This is a genomic window from Rhodopseudomonas sp. WA056 (assembly GCF_010906995.1).
Taxonomy (GTDB): Bacteria; Pseudomonadota; Alphaproteobacteria; order Rhizobiales; family Xanthobacteraceae; genus Rhodopseudomonas; species Rhodopseudomonas palustris_G.
Window position 1 is genome coordinate 19,734 of record NZ_QPFS01000017.1, and the last position, 16,750, is coordinate 36,483.

Genomic DNA, 16,750 nt, shown 5'->3' on the forward strand with positions numbered 1-16,750 from the left:
TCGTTTCTCAATGTCATGGAAACGTCATGCCACGTCCGCATTGTCTCGCGGCGCCGCAGCCGCGGCGCGTTACATCCTGGTCTGGATCGATTCCTCATGGACTCCGAGCAAGTGATTGCGATCGAAGAGAAAAAAGGCGAGGCCGAGCCGGCCTCGATGGTTGCAGCGGGCCCCGAGCGATTCATCAATCGCGAGCTGTCATGGCTGCACTTTAACCGTCGGGTGCTCGAAGAATCGGTCAATCCGCACCATCCGGTGCTGGAGCGGGTCCGGTTTTTGTCGATTTCGGCCAACAACCTCGATGAGTTCTTCATGGTCCGCGTCGCCGGTATCAAAGCGCAGATCCGCGAGGGCATCACTGAACGCAGCCCGGACGGGCTGACGCCGTCCGAACAGCTTGGGCTGATCAACGAGGCTGTTTCGAAGCTCGCGAGCGATCAGCAGTCGATCTGGCGCGAGTTGCGCGGGGTGCTGGGCGATCACGGTATTCTGTTGCTGGACGGAAAGGACGTCACGAAATCGGAGCGCGCTTGGGTGGAGGATCATTTCCTCCACAACATTTTCCCGCTGTTGACGCCGCTGGCGATCGACCCGGCGCACCCGTTCCCGTTCATTCCGAGCCTCGGCTTCACAATCGGCCTGCAACTGGCGCGGGTATCCGACGGCAAGCCGATGAATGCGTTGATACGGATGCCGGCGCGGATCGACCGTTTCATCCGTCTGCCCGGGAATGGGCGCGACCAGACCGTCCGGGTGATGGCGCTGGAGCAGGCGACCTCGCTGTTCATCGGACGGCTGTTCCCCGGCTACCACGTCAAGGGGCAGGGCTCGTTCCGGATCATCCGCGACAGCGAACTGGAGATCGAGGAAGAGGCCGAGGATCTGGTCCGGCTGTTCGAGACCGCGCTGAAACGGCGCCGCCGCGGGTCGGTGATCCGGCTCGAAGTGGATTCGGCGATGCCCGAAGAGCTGCGGGTGTTCGTGCAGCGCGCGCTCGGCGCCGCCGACGACGAGGCGTTCCTGGTCGACGGTGTGCTGGCGATGAACGAGCTGTCGCAGCTCACCCGGGTCGATCGCCCCGACCTCGAATTCGTGCCCTACGTGCCGCGGCATCCGGAGCGGGTGCGCGACCATGGCGGCGACATCTTCGCGGCGATCCGGCAGAAAGACCTGATCGTCCACCATCCGTATGAATCGTTCGACGTCGTCGTCCAGTTCCTGCAGCAGGCGGCGCGCGATCCCGACGTCGTCGCGATCAAGCAGACGCTGTATCGGACCTCGAACAACTCGCCGATCGTCCGCGCGCTGGCCGAGGCCGCCGAGGCCGGCAAGTCGGTCACCGCACTGGTCGAGCTGAAGGCGCGGTTCGACGAGGAAGCCAACATCCGCTGGGCGCGCGACCTGGAGCGCGCCGGCGTGCAGGTGGTTTACGGCTTCCTGCAGCTCAAGACCCACGCCAAGCTGTCGCTGGTGGTGCGGCGCGAGGGCGGCAGTCTCACCACCTACATCCACACCGGCACCGGCAACTACCATCCGGTGACGGCCCGTATCTATACGGACCTGTCGTACTTCACGTCCGATCCGATCCTCGGCCGCGACGCCGCGCGGGTGTTCAACTACATCACCGGCTATGCCGAGCCGAGCGACATCGAGAAGATGGCGGTGTCGCCGATCACGCTGCGCAAGACTATGCTGGCGCACATTCGCGGCGAGACCGACTTCGCCCGCAATGGCAAGCCGGCGGCGATCTGGCTGAAGATGAACTCGCTGGTCGATCCGGAGATCATCGACGCGCTGTACGAGGCTTCGCGCGCCGGGGTGACGGTCGAACTCGTGGTGCGCGGCATCTGCTGCCTGCGGCCGGGGGTGCCGGGCCTGTCCGACAACATCCGGGTGAAATCGATCATCGGCCGGTTCCTCGAGCACGGCCGCATCTACTGCTTCGGCAACGGTCACGGACTGCCGAGCGCCAAGGCGGCGGTGTACATCTCTTCGGCCGACATGATGCCGCGCAATCTCGACCGCCGGGTCGAGGTGCTGTGCCCGATGCTGAACCCGACCGTGCATCAGCAGGTGCTGGAACAGATCATGGTCGCCAACCTGAAGGATACCGAGCAGAGCTGGCGGTTGTTGCCGGACGGTTCGTCCACGCGTATGAAGGCCGGCAAGGGCGAGGAGCCCTTCAACGTCCACAACTACTTCATGACCAATCCGAGTCTGTCCGGCCGTGGCAAGTCGCTCCAGGAATCTTCGCCCCGCCGGCTCACCCGGCGTGCCGAGCGCCAGCAGTCCCAGCAATCCTCCTGAGGGACTCCGACGTTGAGCAAGCAGCCGCGCAGGCGCGACCCCAGCGTCGCCGTCATCGACATCGGCTCGAATTCGGTGCGCCTCGTGGTGTACGAGGCGCTGGCCCGCAGCCTGGTCACGGTGTTCAACGAAAAGGCGCTGTGCGGGCTCGGGCGCGAGGTGCAGACCACCGGGCTGCTGACCGAAGACGCGGTCAGCAAGGCGCTGGTTGCGCTGAGGCGGTTTCGCGCGCTGATCCGGGTCATGAAGGTCGGCAAGGTGTTCGCGATCGCCACCGCCGCCTGCCGCGACGCCAAGAACGGGCCGGACTTCATCGCCGAGGCCGAACGGATCTGCGGCGTTACCATCGAGATCCTGTCGGGACCGCGCGAAGCCAAGCTGTCGGCGCTGGGGGTGATCTCAGGGGTGCACAAGCCGAACGGCGTCGTTGGGGATCTGGGCGGCGGCTCGCTCGAACTGATCGACGTCCGCGGCAATGCGGTGCGCAAGGGCGTGACGCTGCCGCTCGGCAGCCTTGCCCTGCAGGACGCCTCGCAGAAATCACTCAAGCGTGCCGAGCGGATCGCTCAGCAATTGCTGTCGGAGGCGGGGCCGCTGAAGACCGCCCGCGGCCGCACGTTCTACGCGGTCGGCGGAACCTGGCGCGCGCTCGCCCGCATCCACATCATCCAGAGCGGCCATTCGCTCAAAGTGATGCACGGCTATTCGATCTCGGCGGCGGAAGCGCTGCGCTTCGCGCAGCGGCTGCGGGTGCTGGTGGCGGCCAATCAGCTCGCCGATATCGAGGTCATCGCCGATGCGCGACGGCCGCTGCTGGCCTATGCGGCGGTCGTGCTCGAATACGTCATCCGGATCGCCAAGCCGAAGACGATCGTGTTCTCGACCTACGGCGTGCGCGAAGGGTTGCTTTACGAGCAATTGCCGCCGGAGGAGCGCGCCAAGGACGGGCTGCTGTGCGCTGCGCAGAATCTGAATCTGCTGCTGTCGCGATCGGCGCGTCACGCCGAGGAGCTGATCGAGTGGACCGACCGGCTGTTCCGCGTCGCCAAGGTCAAGGAAACCGAAGAGGATCGCCGGCTGCGGCGCGCGGCCTGCCTGATGTCGGATGTCGGCTGGCGGGTGCATCCCGATCATCGCGGCGAACAGACTTTGTCGCTGATCGCGAACGCCAATTTCGGCGACGTCACCCATCGCGACCGCGCCTTCATGGGGTTGTCGGTGTACTACCGCTACGCCGGCTTCAGCGAGCAGAACGAGCCGCCGATGTCGGCGCGCGAACTGGTGACCGAAGCGCTCGACGAGCGCGCGCGGCTGCTCGGGGCGGCGTTCCGGGTCGCGCATCTGATCAGCGCGGCGCGGCCGGGTGTGCTGCCGGCGACGCATTTCCGCACCGAGGGCCGCAAGCTGATGCTGGTGTTCGAGCATAGCCTGGTCGATCTGGTCGCCGACCGCGTCGGCAGCCGGTTCAAGCAGCTCGCCAAGATGGTCGGCCGTTCAGGGACGATCGTGCTGCGCTGAAGCCGCTTAGAGCAGTTCTGCTTTTTATAGAATCAGAGCTGATCCGCACCGCGTGCCACACGCACAACCTCATGGTGAGGAGGCGCGTAGCGCCGTCTCGAACCATGTGATGCGGGGAATGCGTTGCCCCATCCTTCGAGACGCCCGGCTTCGCCGGGCTCCACAGGATGAGGACTCAGTGCCTTCGGAAAGGTCGGATCGTTTCAATCAAACGATGAACCGCTCTGGCTTGCGACGGCTCACACCAGGATGTGGTTGACCGGCTTCGGCAACGGCGGCAGGTCGGTTTCGCCGAGAGCTTCGCGCAGATTGATCTCGATGGTGTCGGCCAGCGCAGCGATCGGCAGATCGTTGGGCAATTGGCCGAACGGCTCTTCCAGCTCGGAGCCGAGCGCGTCGAGGCCGAAGAAGGTGTAGGCCGCCAGCGCGGTGGCGAACGGCGTCAGCCAGCCGAGGGTGTTGGCGAAGCCGAACGGCAGCAGCAGGCAGAATACGTAGGCGGTTCGGTGCAGCAGCAGCGAATAGCCGAACGGCACCGGCGTCGAACGGATGCGTTCGCATGCGGCCTGCACCATCGCCATCTGGCCGATGGTGCGATCGATGATCTGGAACGGGATGTCGCGCAATTCGCCGCTGCGATGCAGGGCAGCGAGTTCGGCCTGCATCGCCGAGAGGATGACTTCGGGCGCGTTGCGGCTGGCCTCATAGCGCGCGCGGGTCTCGGCGCTAAGGTGGCGCGTCACCTTGGTGGTGTCGCTTCCCGGGCGAAGGTGCAGCACCAGCGCCTGGGCGAACGCCATCGCCAGCGTCAGCAGCTTCTGGCGGCTGCGCTCCGGATCGGCGCCGGAGCAGGGCAGGATCTGCGTCTGCCGCGCCAGATTGCGGCTCAGACAGATCAGTTCGCCCCAGTGGCGGCGCGCTTCCCACCAACGGTCGTAACAGGCGTTGTTGCGGAAACCCATGAAGATCGACAGCGCGATGCCGAGCACCGTGAACGGCGCGCTGTTGAAATCCGAGACGAGGCCCGGATAGGCGTGGTGCGCCCACACCACCGCGACCGACAGGCCGGCGATGAGCAGGGCCTGCGGAAAAATCCGCTGCACCACCGAGCCTTGGACCAGAAAGAAGAGCTGAAGCAGATTGGGCTGCGGTCGAACGATCATTGATCGGCGCTTTAGCTCCGAGTAGCGGCGCTGCGTTCGACCTGGATCACCTTGCCGCGTTCGATCGCCAGCGACAGCCGGCCGTGCTTGAGGGCGAGTGCAGCCTCGCCGAACAGCTCGCGCCGCCAGCCGCGCAGCGCGCCGACATCGGCGTTGTCGTCGGCTGCGATCTGTTCGAGGTCGTCGACGGTGGCGATCACCTTGGCGGCGACCGCATGACGCTCGGAGGTCATCCGCAGCAGCACCTTGAGCAGTTCGACGATCGCGGTGCCGTTGGAGTTGTTGCGCGGCTTGTCGATCTTCGGCAGCGTCGACGGATCACGCGCCAGCCCACGTTGCACTGCTGCGACGATCTCGGTGCCCCATTTCGAGCGATCGAACCCCTTCGGCAGCGAGCGCAGATTGGCCAGCTTCTCCAGCGAGGTCGGCGCATGGGTGGCGATGTCGCCGAGCGCGTCGTCCTTGAGAACGCGCGAGCGCGGCACGTCGCGGCTCTGCGCTTCCTGCTCGCGCCAGGCCGCGATCTCCATCAGCACCGCCAGCTCTTTCGGCTTGCGCACCCGGGTCTTCAGCCGCTCCCAGGCACGCTCCGGGTGCACGTCGTAGGTGCTCGGCGAGGTGAGGACTTCCATCTCCTCGCTGACCCAATCGCTGCGGCCGCGTTTCTTCAGGTCGGCATCGAGCGCGGCGAACACGTCGCGCAGATGGGTGACGTCGGAGACCGCGTAGTGAACCTGCTCCTCGGTGAGAGGCCGGCGCGACCAGTCGGTGAAGCGGTGGGTCTTGTCCGGGCGGTGACCGGTGATGCGCTCGACGAGCTGGTCGTAAGCGATGCTGTCGCCATAGCCGAGGACCATCGCGGCGACCTGGGTGTCGAAAATCGGATGCGGCACGATGCCGGCGCGATGCCAGACGATTTCAATGTCCTGACGGGCGGCGTGGAAGACCTTCAGCACCTGCTCGTTCGCCATCAGGTCGAAGAACGGCTTCAGGTCGATGCCATCGGCCAGCGCGTCGATCACCAGCGCGTCCTCGGCGCTCGCCATCTGCACGACGCACAGCAATGGATAGAACGTCGTCTCCCGGAGAAACTCGGTGTCGACCGTGATGACGGGGTGGCGGGCGAGACGGGCGCAGGCGTCGGCAAGCTGCTCGGAAGTTGAAATCAGGTCCATCAAACTCTGTCGCGTTCGGGGACGGCAGTGGGCGACAATCGGCCGCGCCGGCTGGCCAAAGCCGTCGAATCCCGTCCACTAGACACGCTCGCCCGGCGTCGATCAAGTTCCGCAGAAGGTTTCCAGCACCCGTTCATGGGGCTGCGGCGGCTCCGCATAGCGGGCGAATTCCGCCTTTTCCTCGAAGGGGTTGGCGAGCACCGCCAGGAACTCTTCGAAAGCACCGAAATCATCCCGGTCGACGGCCGCCCGGATCACCGCTTCGACCTGATGGTTACGGGGGATGTAGGCCGGGTTGACCCGGCGCATCGCGTCCCGGCGGGTGGAACCGTCCTGCGGCTCGGCCGCGATCCGCGCCCGCCACCGCGGCGCCCATTCGTCGAAGGCCGAAGGATCCGCGAACAGGGTGCGGACCTCGCTGAGATCCGACGGATCGGCAGCGGCGTCGCTCAGGCGGCGGAAGGCGAGGGTGAAGTCGGCTTCGCCCTTGGCCAGGGCCGCCAGAAATTCCTGCGAGAGCTGTTGATCGTCCGGCTGGCTGGTGAACAGGCCGAGCTTGGCCGCCAGCTTGGCAAGATAGGCGGCGTTGAACCGCTCTGCGTAGCCGCCGAGCGCGTCTTGGGCGATGCCGACGCCCTTGTCGTCGTCATCGGCCAGCAGCCTGACCAGGCACTCGGCCAGCCGGGTCAGGTTCCACAATGCGATCGGCGGCTGGTTGCCGTAGGCGTAGCGGCCGAACTGGTCGATCGAGGAGTAGACGGTCTTCGGATCGAAGCTGTCCATGAAGGCACAGGGACCATAATCGATGGTCTCGCCGGCGATCGAGCAGTTGTCGGTGTTCATCACCCCGTGGATGAAACCGATCATCATCCAGCTCGCCACCAGTTCCGCCTGCCGGCCGATCACGCCTTCGAGCAGGGCCAGATAGGGCGAGGGGGCCTCCGCTGCCTCCGGGTAGTGGCGGGCGATGGCATGGTCGGCGAGCGCCCGCACGCTGTCGAGATCGCCCCGGGCGGCGAAATACTGGAAGGTGCCGACCCGGATGTGGCTGGATGCCACCCGCGTCAGCACAGCGCCCGGCTGGATCGGATCGCGCAGCACCGTCTCGCCAGTCAGCACAGCCGCGAGCGAGCGGGTGGTCGGGATGCCAAGAGCTGCCATTGCCTCGCTGACGATGTACTCGCGCAGCACCGGGCCGAGCGCGGCGCGGCCGTCGCCCCTTCGGGAAAACGGGGTGCGGCCGGCGCCCTTGAGCTGGATATCGCGACGAACGCCGTGGCGGTCGATCACCTCACCGAGCAGGATCGCCCGGCCGTCGCCGAGCTGCGGCACGAAGTTGCCGAACTGGTGGCCGGCATAGGCCATCGCGATCGAAGCAGCGGTTTCCGGCATTCGGTTACCGGAAAGGATCTCCGCGCCTTCGGGCGTCTCGAGCAGGTCCGGATCAAGCCCGAGCTGTCGCGCGAGGGGGCGGTTCAGCTTGATCAACCGGGGGGCGGCGACCGGCGTGGGCGCAACTCGCGCGAAGAAGTTCTGCGGGAGCGCCACGTAGCTGTTGTCGAACGGAAAATGCGCTGTCATCGATCACCAGTTAAGAACGGTTCGCTGCTTCGACAATCCGCCCGAAACCGGCCGGTTTCAACTGTTTCGGCGGAAAAGCTGCAATCCGGAAAGGCTGGCGGGGAAGGCTGCCGCGGTGCCGGACGGGAGAGCCGATAGTGGTGAGTGCTCGTTCCGCATCTGGTTGCCGCGGTGGGTTCGCTCGGGTAAACCCTGACGCTCTCCGCAACGGCTTGCGGACACGCGATTCTGCCTGAAGACGGCTTTCCCGGGATTTCCATGCACCGTTATCGAACCCACACCTGCGGCGCGCTCCGCGACAGCCATATCGACCAGACCGTCCGCCTGTCGGGCTGGTGCCACCGCATTCGCGACCATGGCGGCGTGCTGTTCATCGATCTGCGCGACCATTACGGCATCACCCAGTGCGTCGCCGATCCGGATTCGCCGGCATTCAAGGACGCCGAGAAGCTGCGCGCCGAATGGGTGGTGCGGATGGACGGCCGGGTCCGCCGCCGTCCCGAAGGCACCGAAAATCCCGACCTGCCGACCGGCGCGGTCGAAGTGTTCGTCACCGAGATCGAAGTGCTCGGCCCGGCGGGCGAGCTGCCGCTGCCGGTGTTCGGCGAGCAGGAATACCCGGAAGACGTGCGGCTGCGCTATCGCTTCCTCGACCTGCGCCGCGAAAAGCTGCACCAGAACATCATGACGCGTGGCGCCATCGTCGACTCGATGCGCCGGCGCATGAAGGAGCAGGGCTTCTTCGAATTCCAGACCCCGATCCTGACGGCGTCGTCGCCGGAAGGCGCGCGCGACTTCCTGGTGCCGAGCCGCATCCATCCCGGCAAGTTCTACGCGCTGCCGCAGGCGCCGCAGCAGTACAAGCAACTGCTGATGATGTCGGGCTTCGATCGTTACTTCCAGATCGCGCCGTGTTTCCGCGACGAAGACCCGCGCGCCGATCGTCTGCCGGGCGAGTTCTATCAGCTCGACGTCGAGATGAGCTTCATCACTCAGGAGGACGTATTCGCCGCGATGGAGCCGGTGATCACCGGCGTGTTCGAGGAATTCGCCAAGGGCAAGCGCGTCACCAAGGGCTGGCCGCGCATCGCATTCGCGGACTCGATGCGCAAATACGGCACCGACAAGCCGGACCTGCGCAATCCGATCGAGATGCAGGATGTCTCCGAGCATTTCCGCGGCTCCGGCTTCAAGGTGTTCGCGCGGATGCTCGAAGAAGAGCGCAATCAGGTCTGGGCGATCCCCGGTCCGGGCGGCGGCTCCCGAGCATTCTGCGACCGCATGAACTCGTGGGCGCAGGGCGAAGGCCAGCCGGGCCTCGGCTACATCATGTGGCGCGAAGGCGGCGAGGGTGCCGGTCCGCTTGCGAACAACATCGGGCCGGAGCGCACCGAAGCGATCCGCGCCGCGCTCGGCCTCAAGGCCGGCGATGCCGCGTTCTTCGTGGCCGGCGATCCGTCCAAGTTCGTCAAGTTCGCCGGGCTCGCGCGCACCCGGGTCGGCGAGGAATTGAACCTGATCGACAAGGATCAGTTCTCGCTCGCCTGGGTGGTGGACTTCCCGATGTACGAGTACAACGAGGACGACAAGAAGGTCGACTTCTCGCACAATCCGTTCTCGATGCCGCAGGGCGGCATGGAGGCGCTGACGTCGCAGGATCCGCTGACCATCAAGGCGTTCCAGTACGACATCACCTGCAATGGCTACGAGATCGCCTCGGGCGGCATCCGCAACCATCGTCCCGAGGCGATGGTGAAGGCGTTCGAGATCGCCGGCTATGGCGAGCAGGAAGTGATCGACCGGTTCGGCGGCATGTATCGCGCCTTCCAGTACGGCGCGCCGCCGCATGGCGGCATGGCGGCGGGCGTCGACCGCATCGTGATGCTGCTGTGCGGCACCACCAACCTGCGCGAAATCTCGCTGTTCCCGATGAACCAGCGTGCCGAAGATCTGCTGATGGGGGCGCCGTCGGAGGTGTCGCCCAAGCAACTTCGCGAACTGCACATCCGGCTCAATCTGCCCGACGCCAAGTAAGCGTCGGGCAACGAGTCGAAACCAACCACAATGGCGGGGGAACGTATGGCGTCGTATTCCGAAGATCTTCAGGCGGCAGCGCTCGGCTATCATCGCCGGCCGAAGCCCGGAAAGCTGGAGATTCAGGCATCGAAGCCGCTCGCCAACCAGCGCGACCTCGCGCTGGCCTATTCCCCCGGGGTCGCCGCAGCCTGTAACGCGATCGCCGCCGATCCGGCGCAGGCCGCCGAACTCACCGTGCGATCCAATCTGGTCGCCGTCGTCACCAACGGCACGGCGGTGCTCGGCCTCGGCAATATCGGGCCGCTCGCCGCCAAGCCGGTGATGGAAGGCAAGGCGGTTCTGTTCAAGAAGTTCGCCGGCATCGACGTGTTCGACATCGAGATCGCGGCCGACACCGTCGATCGCGTGGTCGACACCGTGGCGGCGCTGGAGCCGACCTTCGGCGGCATCAACCTCGAAGACATCAAGGGGCCGGAGTGCTTCGAGATCGAGGCGATGCTGAAGGACCGGATGAAGATCCCGGTGTTTCACGACGATCAGCACGGCACCGCGATCATCGTCGGCGCTGCGGTGAAGAACGCGATGGCGCTGACCGGCAAGAACATCGCCGAGGTCAAGATCGTGACCGCAGGCGCCGGCGCGGCTGCGCTGGCCTGTCTAAATTTGCTGGTGTCGCTCGGCGCGCAGCGCAAGAACATCTGGGTCTGTGACCTCGAAGGCCTGGTGTACGAAGGCCGCAATGTTCTGATGGACCGCTGGAAAGAGGTCTATGCGCAGAAAACCGACAAGCGGACGCTGGCCGAAGTCATCCCGGGCGCCGACATCTTCCTCGGCCTCTCCGGTCCTAACGTTTTGTCGCAGGACATGGTCAAGGAAATGGCCGAGCGACCGCTGGTGATGGCGCTCGCCAATCCGACGCCGGAAATCATGCCGGACGAGGTGCGCAAGGCGCGCCCCGATGCGATGATCTGCACCGGCCGTTCGGACTTCCCGAACCAGGTCAACAACGTCCTGTGCTTCCCCTACATCTTCCGCGGCGCGCTCGACGTCGGCGCCACCGCGATCAACGAAGCGATGAAGCACGCGGCGGTCGACGCCATCGCTCAGCTCGCGCGCGAGGCGCCGTCTGATCCGGTGTCGGTCGGTCTCGACAATGACGAGGCGTTCGGCTTCGGTCCGGGATCGCTGATCCCGAGCCCGTTCGACCCGCGCCTGATTTTGCGGATCGCGCCCGCGGTGGCGATGGCCGCGATGGATTCCGGTGTCGCGACCCGGCCGATCACCTCGTTCGACGATTACTACGCGCAGCTCGAGCGGTTCGCGTTCCGCTCCGGTCTGGTGATGAAGCCGGTGTTCGCCAAGGCGAAGGGGCAGCCGGTCCGCGTGATCTACGCCGAAGGCGAGGACGAGAAGGTGCTGCACGCGGTGCAGACCATCCTCGAAGAGAAGCTGGCGCGGCCGATCCTGGTCGGGCGACCGGCGGTGGTCGAGGCGCGGATCAAGCGCTCGGGCCTGTCGATCCGCCCCGGCGAGGACTTCGACCTCGTCAACCCTCAGGACGACCCGCGCTATCGCTCCTACGTGCAGTCCTATATCGACATCGCCGGCCGCGCCGGCGTCACGCCGGCGGCGGCGCGCACGGTGGTGCGGACCAACTCGACGGTGATCGCGGCGCTCGCGGTGGCACGCGGCGAGGCAGACGCGATGATCTGCGGCCTCGACGGCCGCTACATGAATCACCTGCGCCACGTCCGCGACGTGATCGGCCGGCGCCCCGGGGTGTCGGACTACGCGGCGCTGGCGCTGCTGATCACCAAAAAGGGCCCGATCTTCATCGCCGACACCCAGGTGCGGCCGAATCCGACCGCCGAAGAGCTGGCCGAGCTTGCGGCGCTCGCTGCGGTCCACGTCCAGCGCTTCAACATCAAGCCGAAGATCGCCTTCCTGTCGCATTCGGATTTCGGCAGCTTCCCGACCGACTCGTCGTTGAAGATGCGCCGCGCCACCGCGATCCTCGCCGAGAAGCATCCGGAGATCGAAGCCGACGGCGAGATGCAGGGCGACAGCGCGCTGTCGGAAACCTCGCGGCAGATGATCCTGCCGCATTCGCGGCTGACCGGCGTCGCCAACGTGCTGATCATGCCCAATCTCGACACCGCCAACGTCGCCTATCAGATGATCAAGGTGGTGGGCGAGGCGCTGCCGGTCGGCCCGATCCTGATCGGCCCGGCACTGCCGGCGCACATCCTGACGCCGTCGGCGACGCCGCGCGGCATCCTCAACATGACCGCGGTGGCGGTGGTCGAGGCGCAGGAGCGGGCGGGGCGGCACCAGGGCACGCTGTTCGCCTGACCGCGCCGCAGCCTGTCGGGCTGCTGCGTTTTGTACGTTGGAAAACCCGCTGCGCCGTGCTCATACTGACGGCGCCCGGCGGCGCGCTTGCCGCCGGCAAGCGGGGATGCCAATGCCGGTCTTGATCGCACTCGGGCGCTTTCTGTTCTCCGTCCTGTTCATCTTCTCCGGCGCATCCAAGCTGCTCGACCTGCCTGCGACCACTCAGGCGGCCGGCAAGTTCGTGGTGCCAGAGATGCTGGTCGGCTACACGGCGCAGCTCGAGCAGGCGGCCGGCATGCCGTTCGCTCAGATGCTGGCGCTGGCGGCGGGCGGCATCGAGCTGTTGTGCGGTCTGCTGATCGCGCTGAACTTTGGCGCGCGGTTCTGTGCGCTGGTGCTGATCGTATTCGTCGCGGTCGGAACCTACTACTTCCACGACTTCTGGAATCAGACCGGCCCGGAGGCTCAGACCAATCTGACGGTCGCGCTGAAGAACCTGTCGTTGGTCGGCGGACTGCTGATCATCGCCGGGATCGGCAGGGGTGGCGCCGCGTCCGGTGGCCACGCCTGATCGCGCTCAGCCGCGGCGCCAGGCGGTGACGCTGACGTCGTGGTCGGCGTCGAGGATCTGCCGGTCGGCCGGGCATAGGCCGTGTGCCGACAGGATCTGCTCGGGCGTCCGCTCGGGCACGCCCGGAAAGCACGGCTCGCCGCCCGGCAGCCGCGCGTGCGGCGCCTGCGACAGAAAGAACGTGTCGTAGCGATCGAAGAACAGCGCGAACACGTCGGGCCCGCCGATGATCGCTACCGTGCCGCTGCTCACGCCGGCGCGGATGCAGGCGTCTTCGAACGAGGCGCCGGCCGGATTCCACAGCACCGCTTTCGGGTTCGACGGGTCGGGTGCGAGGCGCGCGACCTGCCGGGTCACGATCAGGCGGCGGCGCAGCGGCGAGTTCGGCTGGTCCTCGAACGAATTGCGGCCGTGCACGATCAGGTCGGCGCGGTCGAGCGCGGCGGCGAAGAACGCCTGATCGCCGGGGAATTTCAGCGCATCGGGCATCAGCCGATCAGCGTCGGCGAGGTTGCCCTCCGCCGACACGATCACGCAGCCTTCGATCGTCAATCCCGTCGTCGCCGTCATCGGCGCGTTGCGATCCGCATCAGGGAACTGCGGCCGGCTATTCGGAGACGGTCTGAACCACGGCGTTGACCGGCCGGGTGCTTACCGTCGGCAGCGCCGAGCTCTTGACGAGTTCCTCGTCGTATTGCGGCAGCGTCTGCACCGGCGCCTTGGCACGCATGTGCACCACCTTGTAGCCGCCGGCTTTCAGCCGCCGCAGCAGTTCCGGCAGCGCCTCGGCGGTGCTCTTCTGGAAATCGTGCATCAGGATGATGCCCTTGCCGCGCTTGTCGAGCTTGTTCATCACGGTGTCGACCACCTGCTGCGACTTGCGCGCCTTGAAGTCGAACGAGTCGAGGTCGCAGGAGAACATCGCGACGTTGCGGGTGCCGAGATAGGTCACCAGCGCCGGCGGGTGCTGCAGCGCCGGGAAGCGGAAGAACGGCGCCGGCGCGCCGCCGATCGCCCACTTCACCGCAGCGAAACCCTTCTCGATCTCGTCCTTGGCCTGCTGCTCGGTGAGCTTCTTGTTGGCCAGATTGGCGTGCGACCAGGTGTGCGCGCCGACCGTATGGCCGGAGGCGGCGACCTGCTTCAGCAATTCCGGATAGTAGGTGGCGTGTTTGCCGATCGGGAAGAAGATCGCGCGGGTGCACTGGTCGGCCAGCGCCTTCAGCACCGCCGGCGTGGTCGCCTGCCACGGACCGTCGTCGAAGGTCAGCACCACTTCCTTGTCGCGCAGGAAGTCGAGCTGCTTGAAATGCTCGAAGCCGAAGCCGGGACCGCCGGTGGTGTCGATCTCGACGATGCGGCCGACGCCGAGCGCGTCCGGATTGGCGCAGACCGGTTTGGCCGCGGCCGCCGGTTGCGGGGCGGGCGCCGGAGCGGGCGCGGCGGCCAACGGGGCGGCGGCCGGCTGCGGGGCAGTAGCGGCGGTCGCCTTCGGAGCCTGCGCCATGGCCGCGGTGGTCCCGAGGGAAACCACACCTGCAACGATCAAAGCTGCCGTGATCCGCATGCCGAAGTCCTTCCGCCGTATGCTCGTCCGAAGCCGCGGGGCCGGCCGAGTCGGGCCGGCGCACGCGCCGCACAAGGTAGAGGCTCGCCAGCAGTGGCGCCAACGGTTTTTGACGCGGTCCGGGAGTTGCCCGCAGATTCGACAGCCCGGAAACGGCTAGTTGAGCGGGACGATGAAATCGGTGCCTCTGCCGGTTTCGCCGGCCGAGATGCTGTGATCGGACACGATCAGTGAGCCACCGTTGGTCAGCGCTTCGGCGATCCGCTTCAGGGCTTCCGGCGGAATCGTCAGCCGGTCGAGGGCTTCAGCCGGGCTGTTGGCTTCACGCGGCGCCTTGGCTTCGCTCGCCAGAGTATTGCCGGAACGGCGGGATTTGCTCCGCACTTCAGGTTCCGCATGAGCGACCGCGGCCGGCGACATCACTGTCCAGCGGACGCTCTGGTCGTTGCCGAGTTCGGCGGTGAAAACATGGGTGCCGAGCGGCCGGTCGCCTGCCGCGATCGTCACCGGAACGTCGAACAGCGGCGTCTGGTTCTGCCGCACATACAGCCGGCTGTCTTTGCCACTGACGAACGCGGCGATCTGCTGCCTCGGATTCGGAGCCGGGAGGGCGGTCGCGGTCGAGGCTTCCGCGGCCGCTGCATTCGACTGGCCTTGGGCGGGCTGTTGGTCGGCCTGGACGGCAGCGATCTTGTCCTGCGGCTTGGCCGGGGCGCCGGCATCGCCCGTTTCCGTCGCCTTGTCGGAGCCGGCTTTGCCGGACGAGGCGTCGGTGAGGGTGACGGCTGCAGCGGCCGCGTCCGCCGTTCGCACCGGCGCCGCCGCCGTAGGTTTGTCGCTGTCGAGCGCGATGCCGCGCCGCAGCCCTTCAGGGGCGATGATCTGATCGGCCGATCTGTCGACCGCAGCTTTCTGGTCCGGCTTGGCGGTGATCGCCGCCTCGGGCGAGTCTGCGACCATCGGTTCGGGATCTGGCGCCAGCTTCTTCGTCGCCAGCAGCGGGTGCGCGAAGCTGGCCGGGGTGACGTCGCCCGCCGAGACGATCACGCGGGCGCCCATCCGGGTCCAGCCCCACATCTTGATCGCGAACGGCATCGGCATCCGGATGCAGCCGTGCGACGCCGGATAGCCGGGAAGCGCACCGGCGTGGAGGGCGATGCCCGACCAGGTGATGCGCTGCATGTAGGGCATCGGGGCGCCGCTGTAGATGTTGGAGCGGTGGTATTTGTTCTTCTGAATAACGCTGAACACGCCCAGCGGCGTCGCGTGACCACGCATGCCGGTCGACACCGGGGTTTCGGCAAACAGGCCGTTGGCGTCGTAGACACGGAGCTTCTGCTGCTCGATCGAGACCGCTATCACCACCGGACCCTGCGGTTTCGATGCCTGTTTTTCGATCTGCCTTTCGAGCTGGTGGTCGAGTTGAAGCCGCTTGCGAGGGGGCTGCCGCTTCGGCGCGGGAGGTGGCGGTGCCTCGTAGATCGGCGCTTCCTCCGACCAGTACCAATAGGGCGACGCTTCTGCGGCAGGTGCGGCCGCGATGGCAATTGCCAGAACGCCGGCCCCCAGCGTTGTGCGAGACAGCGTCGAATGGCCGACACGGCAGTTGCCGGTGCAGGAGTAACGTCGATCGGTGCGATCGGCATCGCCGTGAAATACGCGCACGTGGCTCTTCCCCGAATCTTGCCGCCAGAATGTTAGATGAGTCTCTCTGGCATCAGGCACGTTCACGCTCCCTGCGAACGACCTCACGACCTGACTGACCGTAACAAAAAAGCTTCACCGGAGGTTAAACGCGGCGGCGGGCAAGAGTTGCATCTTTCAAACCGGCGATCTGCGCACCAAATGCACAGAACCGTTGCTATGGAGACTTCGATGAACCGGCGTGCCTCTCTCTTTTGCGTCTCACGCTTCAAATCGGGCGCGCTTGCGCTGCTCGCACTCGCGGCCGTGGGCGTATCCACCGCCGCAGCAGCGGACGATCCTGACCTGATCTTCCGCCGCTCGACGGTGTTCAAGCTGCTCAGCCCGAACGACAAGCTTGCGGTCTATGCGGTCGACGATCCCGAGGTGCAGGGCGTCGCTTGTCATTTCACGGTGCCGGAGCGCGGCGGCTTCAAAGGCTGGCTCGGCCTCGCCGAGGAAGTCTCGGACATCTCGCTGGCGTGCCGTCAGGTCGGTCCGATTCACTTCAAGGGCAAGCTGGATCAGGGCGACGACATGTTCAGCAAACGTCGGTCCGTGTTCTTCAAGAAGATGCAGATCGTCCGCGGCTGCGACCCGAAGCGCAATGTCCTGGTCTATATGGTGTACTCGGACCGCCTGATCGAAGGCTCGCCGAAGAACTCGACCTCGTCGGTGCCGGTTATGCCGTGGGGTGGAGACACCACCGTGGAGAAATGCGGGGACTTCTTCAAATAGCCGTCTTCAATCGACTGTCTTCAATTGAGCGTCTTCAATTGATCGTTCGCACCATTCGGCGCTTCGAGGCTATCGA

At 66.0% G+C, this 16,750-nt stretch carries 12 protein-coding genes; 6 read left to right on the top strand and 6 right to left on the bottom strand.

What is annotated here, in order from left to right:
• Positions 1-96: 96 nt before the first annotated feature.
• Both DU475_RS05775 and ppx read left to right on the top strand, forming a co-directional pair.
• Positions 97-2,307, top strand: coding sequence for an RNA degradosome polyphosphate kinase (locus DU475_RS05775; RefSeq protein ID WP_164631184.1), 2,211 nt, complete (start codon positions 97-99; stop codon positions 2,305-2,307).
• 12 nt (positions 2,308-2,319) lie between these two features.
• On the top strand, positions 2,320-3,825 hold the full coding sequence (gene ppx, locus DU475_RS05780; protein ID WP_164631186.1) for an exopolyphosphatase: 1,506 nt from the start codon (positions 2,320-2,322) through the stop codon (positions 3,823-3,825).
• Between the two features lie 239 nt (positions 3,826-4,064).
• Here ppx and DU475_RS05785 read toward each other — a convergent pair whose 3' ends face one another.
• The 3 genes from DU475_RS05785 to DU475_RS05795 all read right to left on the bottom strand — a co-directional run bounded on the left by DU475_RS05785 (position 4,065) and on the right by DU475_RS05795 (position 7,744).
• Positions 4,065-4,988: a bestrophin family protein gene (locus tag DU475_RS05785; RefSeq protein ID WP_164631188.1), complete on the bottom strand. Its 924-nt coding sequence runs from the start codon at positions 4,986-4,988 to the stop codon at positions 4,065-4,067.
• Positions 4,989-4,999: 11 nt separating this feature from the next.
• A complete protein-coding gene (rnd, locus tag DU475_RS05790; protein WP_047309473.1) occupies positions 5,000-6,163 on the bottom strand; it encodes a ribonuclease D in 1,164 nt (387 codons plus the stop codon).
• Positions 6,164-6,265: 102 nt separating this feature from the next.
• Entirely contained in the window at positions 6,266-7,744 is a 1,479-nt protein-coding gene (locus tag DU475_RS05795) for a protein adenylyltransferase SelO (RefSeq protein WP_164631190.1), read from the bottom strand.
• A gap of 258 nt (positions 7,745-8,002) precedes the next feature.
• Here DU475_RS05795 and aspS point away from each other — a divergent pair, with 258 nt between their 5' ends.
• The 3 genes from aspS (at position 8,003) to DU475_RS05810 (ending at position 12,686) form a co-directional block, all read left to right on the top strand.
• Complete coding sequence (aspS, locus tag DU475_RS05800; protein ID WP_164631192.1) at positions 8,003-9,778, top strand: aspartate--tRNA ligase; 1,776 nt, start codon at positions 8,003-8,005, stop codon at positions 9,776-9,778.
• Positions 9,779-9,823: 45 nt separating this feature from the next.
• A complete protein-coding gene (locus DU475_RS05805; protein WP_013502104.1) occupies positions 9,824-12,133 on the top strand; it encodes an NADP-dependent malic enzyme in 2,310 nt (769 codons plus the stop codon).
• A 112-nt stretch (positions 12,134-12,245) separates the two neighbouring features.
• Positions 12,246-12,686 (top strand): DoxX family protein, encoded by a 441-nt coding sequence (locus tag DU475_RS05810; protein ID WP_164631193.1) that lies wholly within the window; start codon positions 12,246-12,248, stop codon positions 12,684-12,686.
• A gap of 6 nt (positions 12,687-12,692) precedes the next feature.
• Here DU475_RS05810 and DU475_RS05815 read toward each other — a convergent pair whose 3' ends face one another.
• From DU475_RS05815 to DU475_RS05825, 3 genes are all read right to left on the bottom strand, one after another.
• On the bottom strand, positions 12,693-13,256 hold the full coding sequence (locus DU475_RS05815) for a dihydrofolate reductase family protein (RefSeq protein ID WP_164631195.1): 564 nt from the start codon (positions 13,254-13,256) through the stop codon (positions 12,693-12,695).
• 37 nt (positions 13,257-13,293) lie between these two features.
• Positions 13,294-14,253 (bottom strand): polysaccharide deacetylase family protein, encoded by a 960-nt coding sequence (locus DU475_RS05820; protein ID WP_164631197.1) that lies wholly within the window; start codon positions 14,251-14,253, stop codon positions 13,294-13,296.
• Between the two features lie 156 nt (positions 14,254-14,409).
• Positions 14,410-15,918: a L,D-transpeptidase gene (locus DU475_RS05825; protein ID WP_164631199.1), complete on the bottom strand. Its 1,509-nt coding sequence runs from the start codon at positions 15,916-15,918 to the stop codon at positions 14,410-14,412.
• A 210-nt stretch (positions 15,919-16,128) separates the two neighbouring features.
• On the opposite strand from DU475_RS05825, the gene DU475_RS05830 reads away from it, so the two are divergent.
• Positions 16,129-16,674, top strand: a complete 546-nt coding sequence (locus DU475_RS05830) for a CreA family protein (RefSeq protein WP_013502109.1) — start codon at positions 16,129-16,131, stop codon at positions 16,672-16,674.
• Positions 16,675-16,750 lie beyond the last annotated feature (76 nt).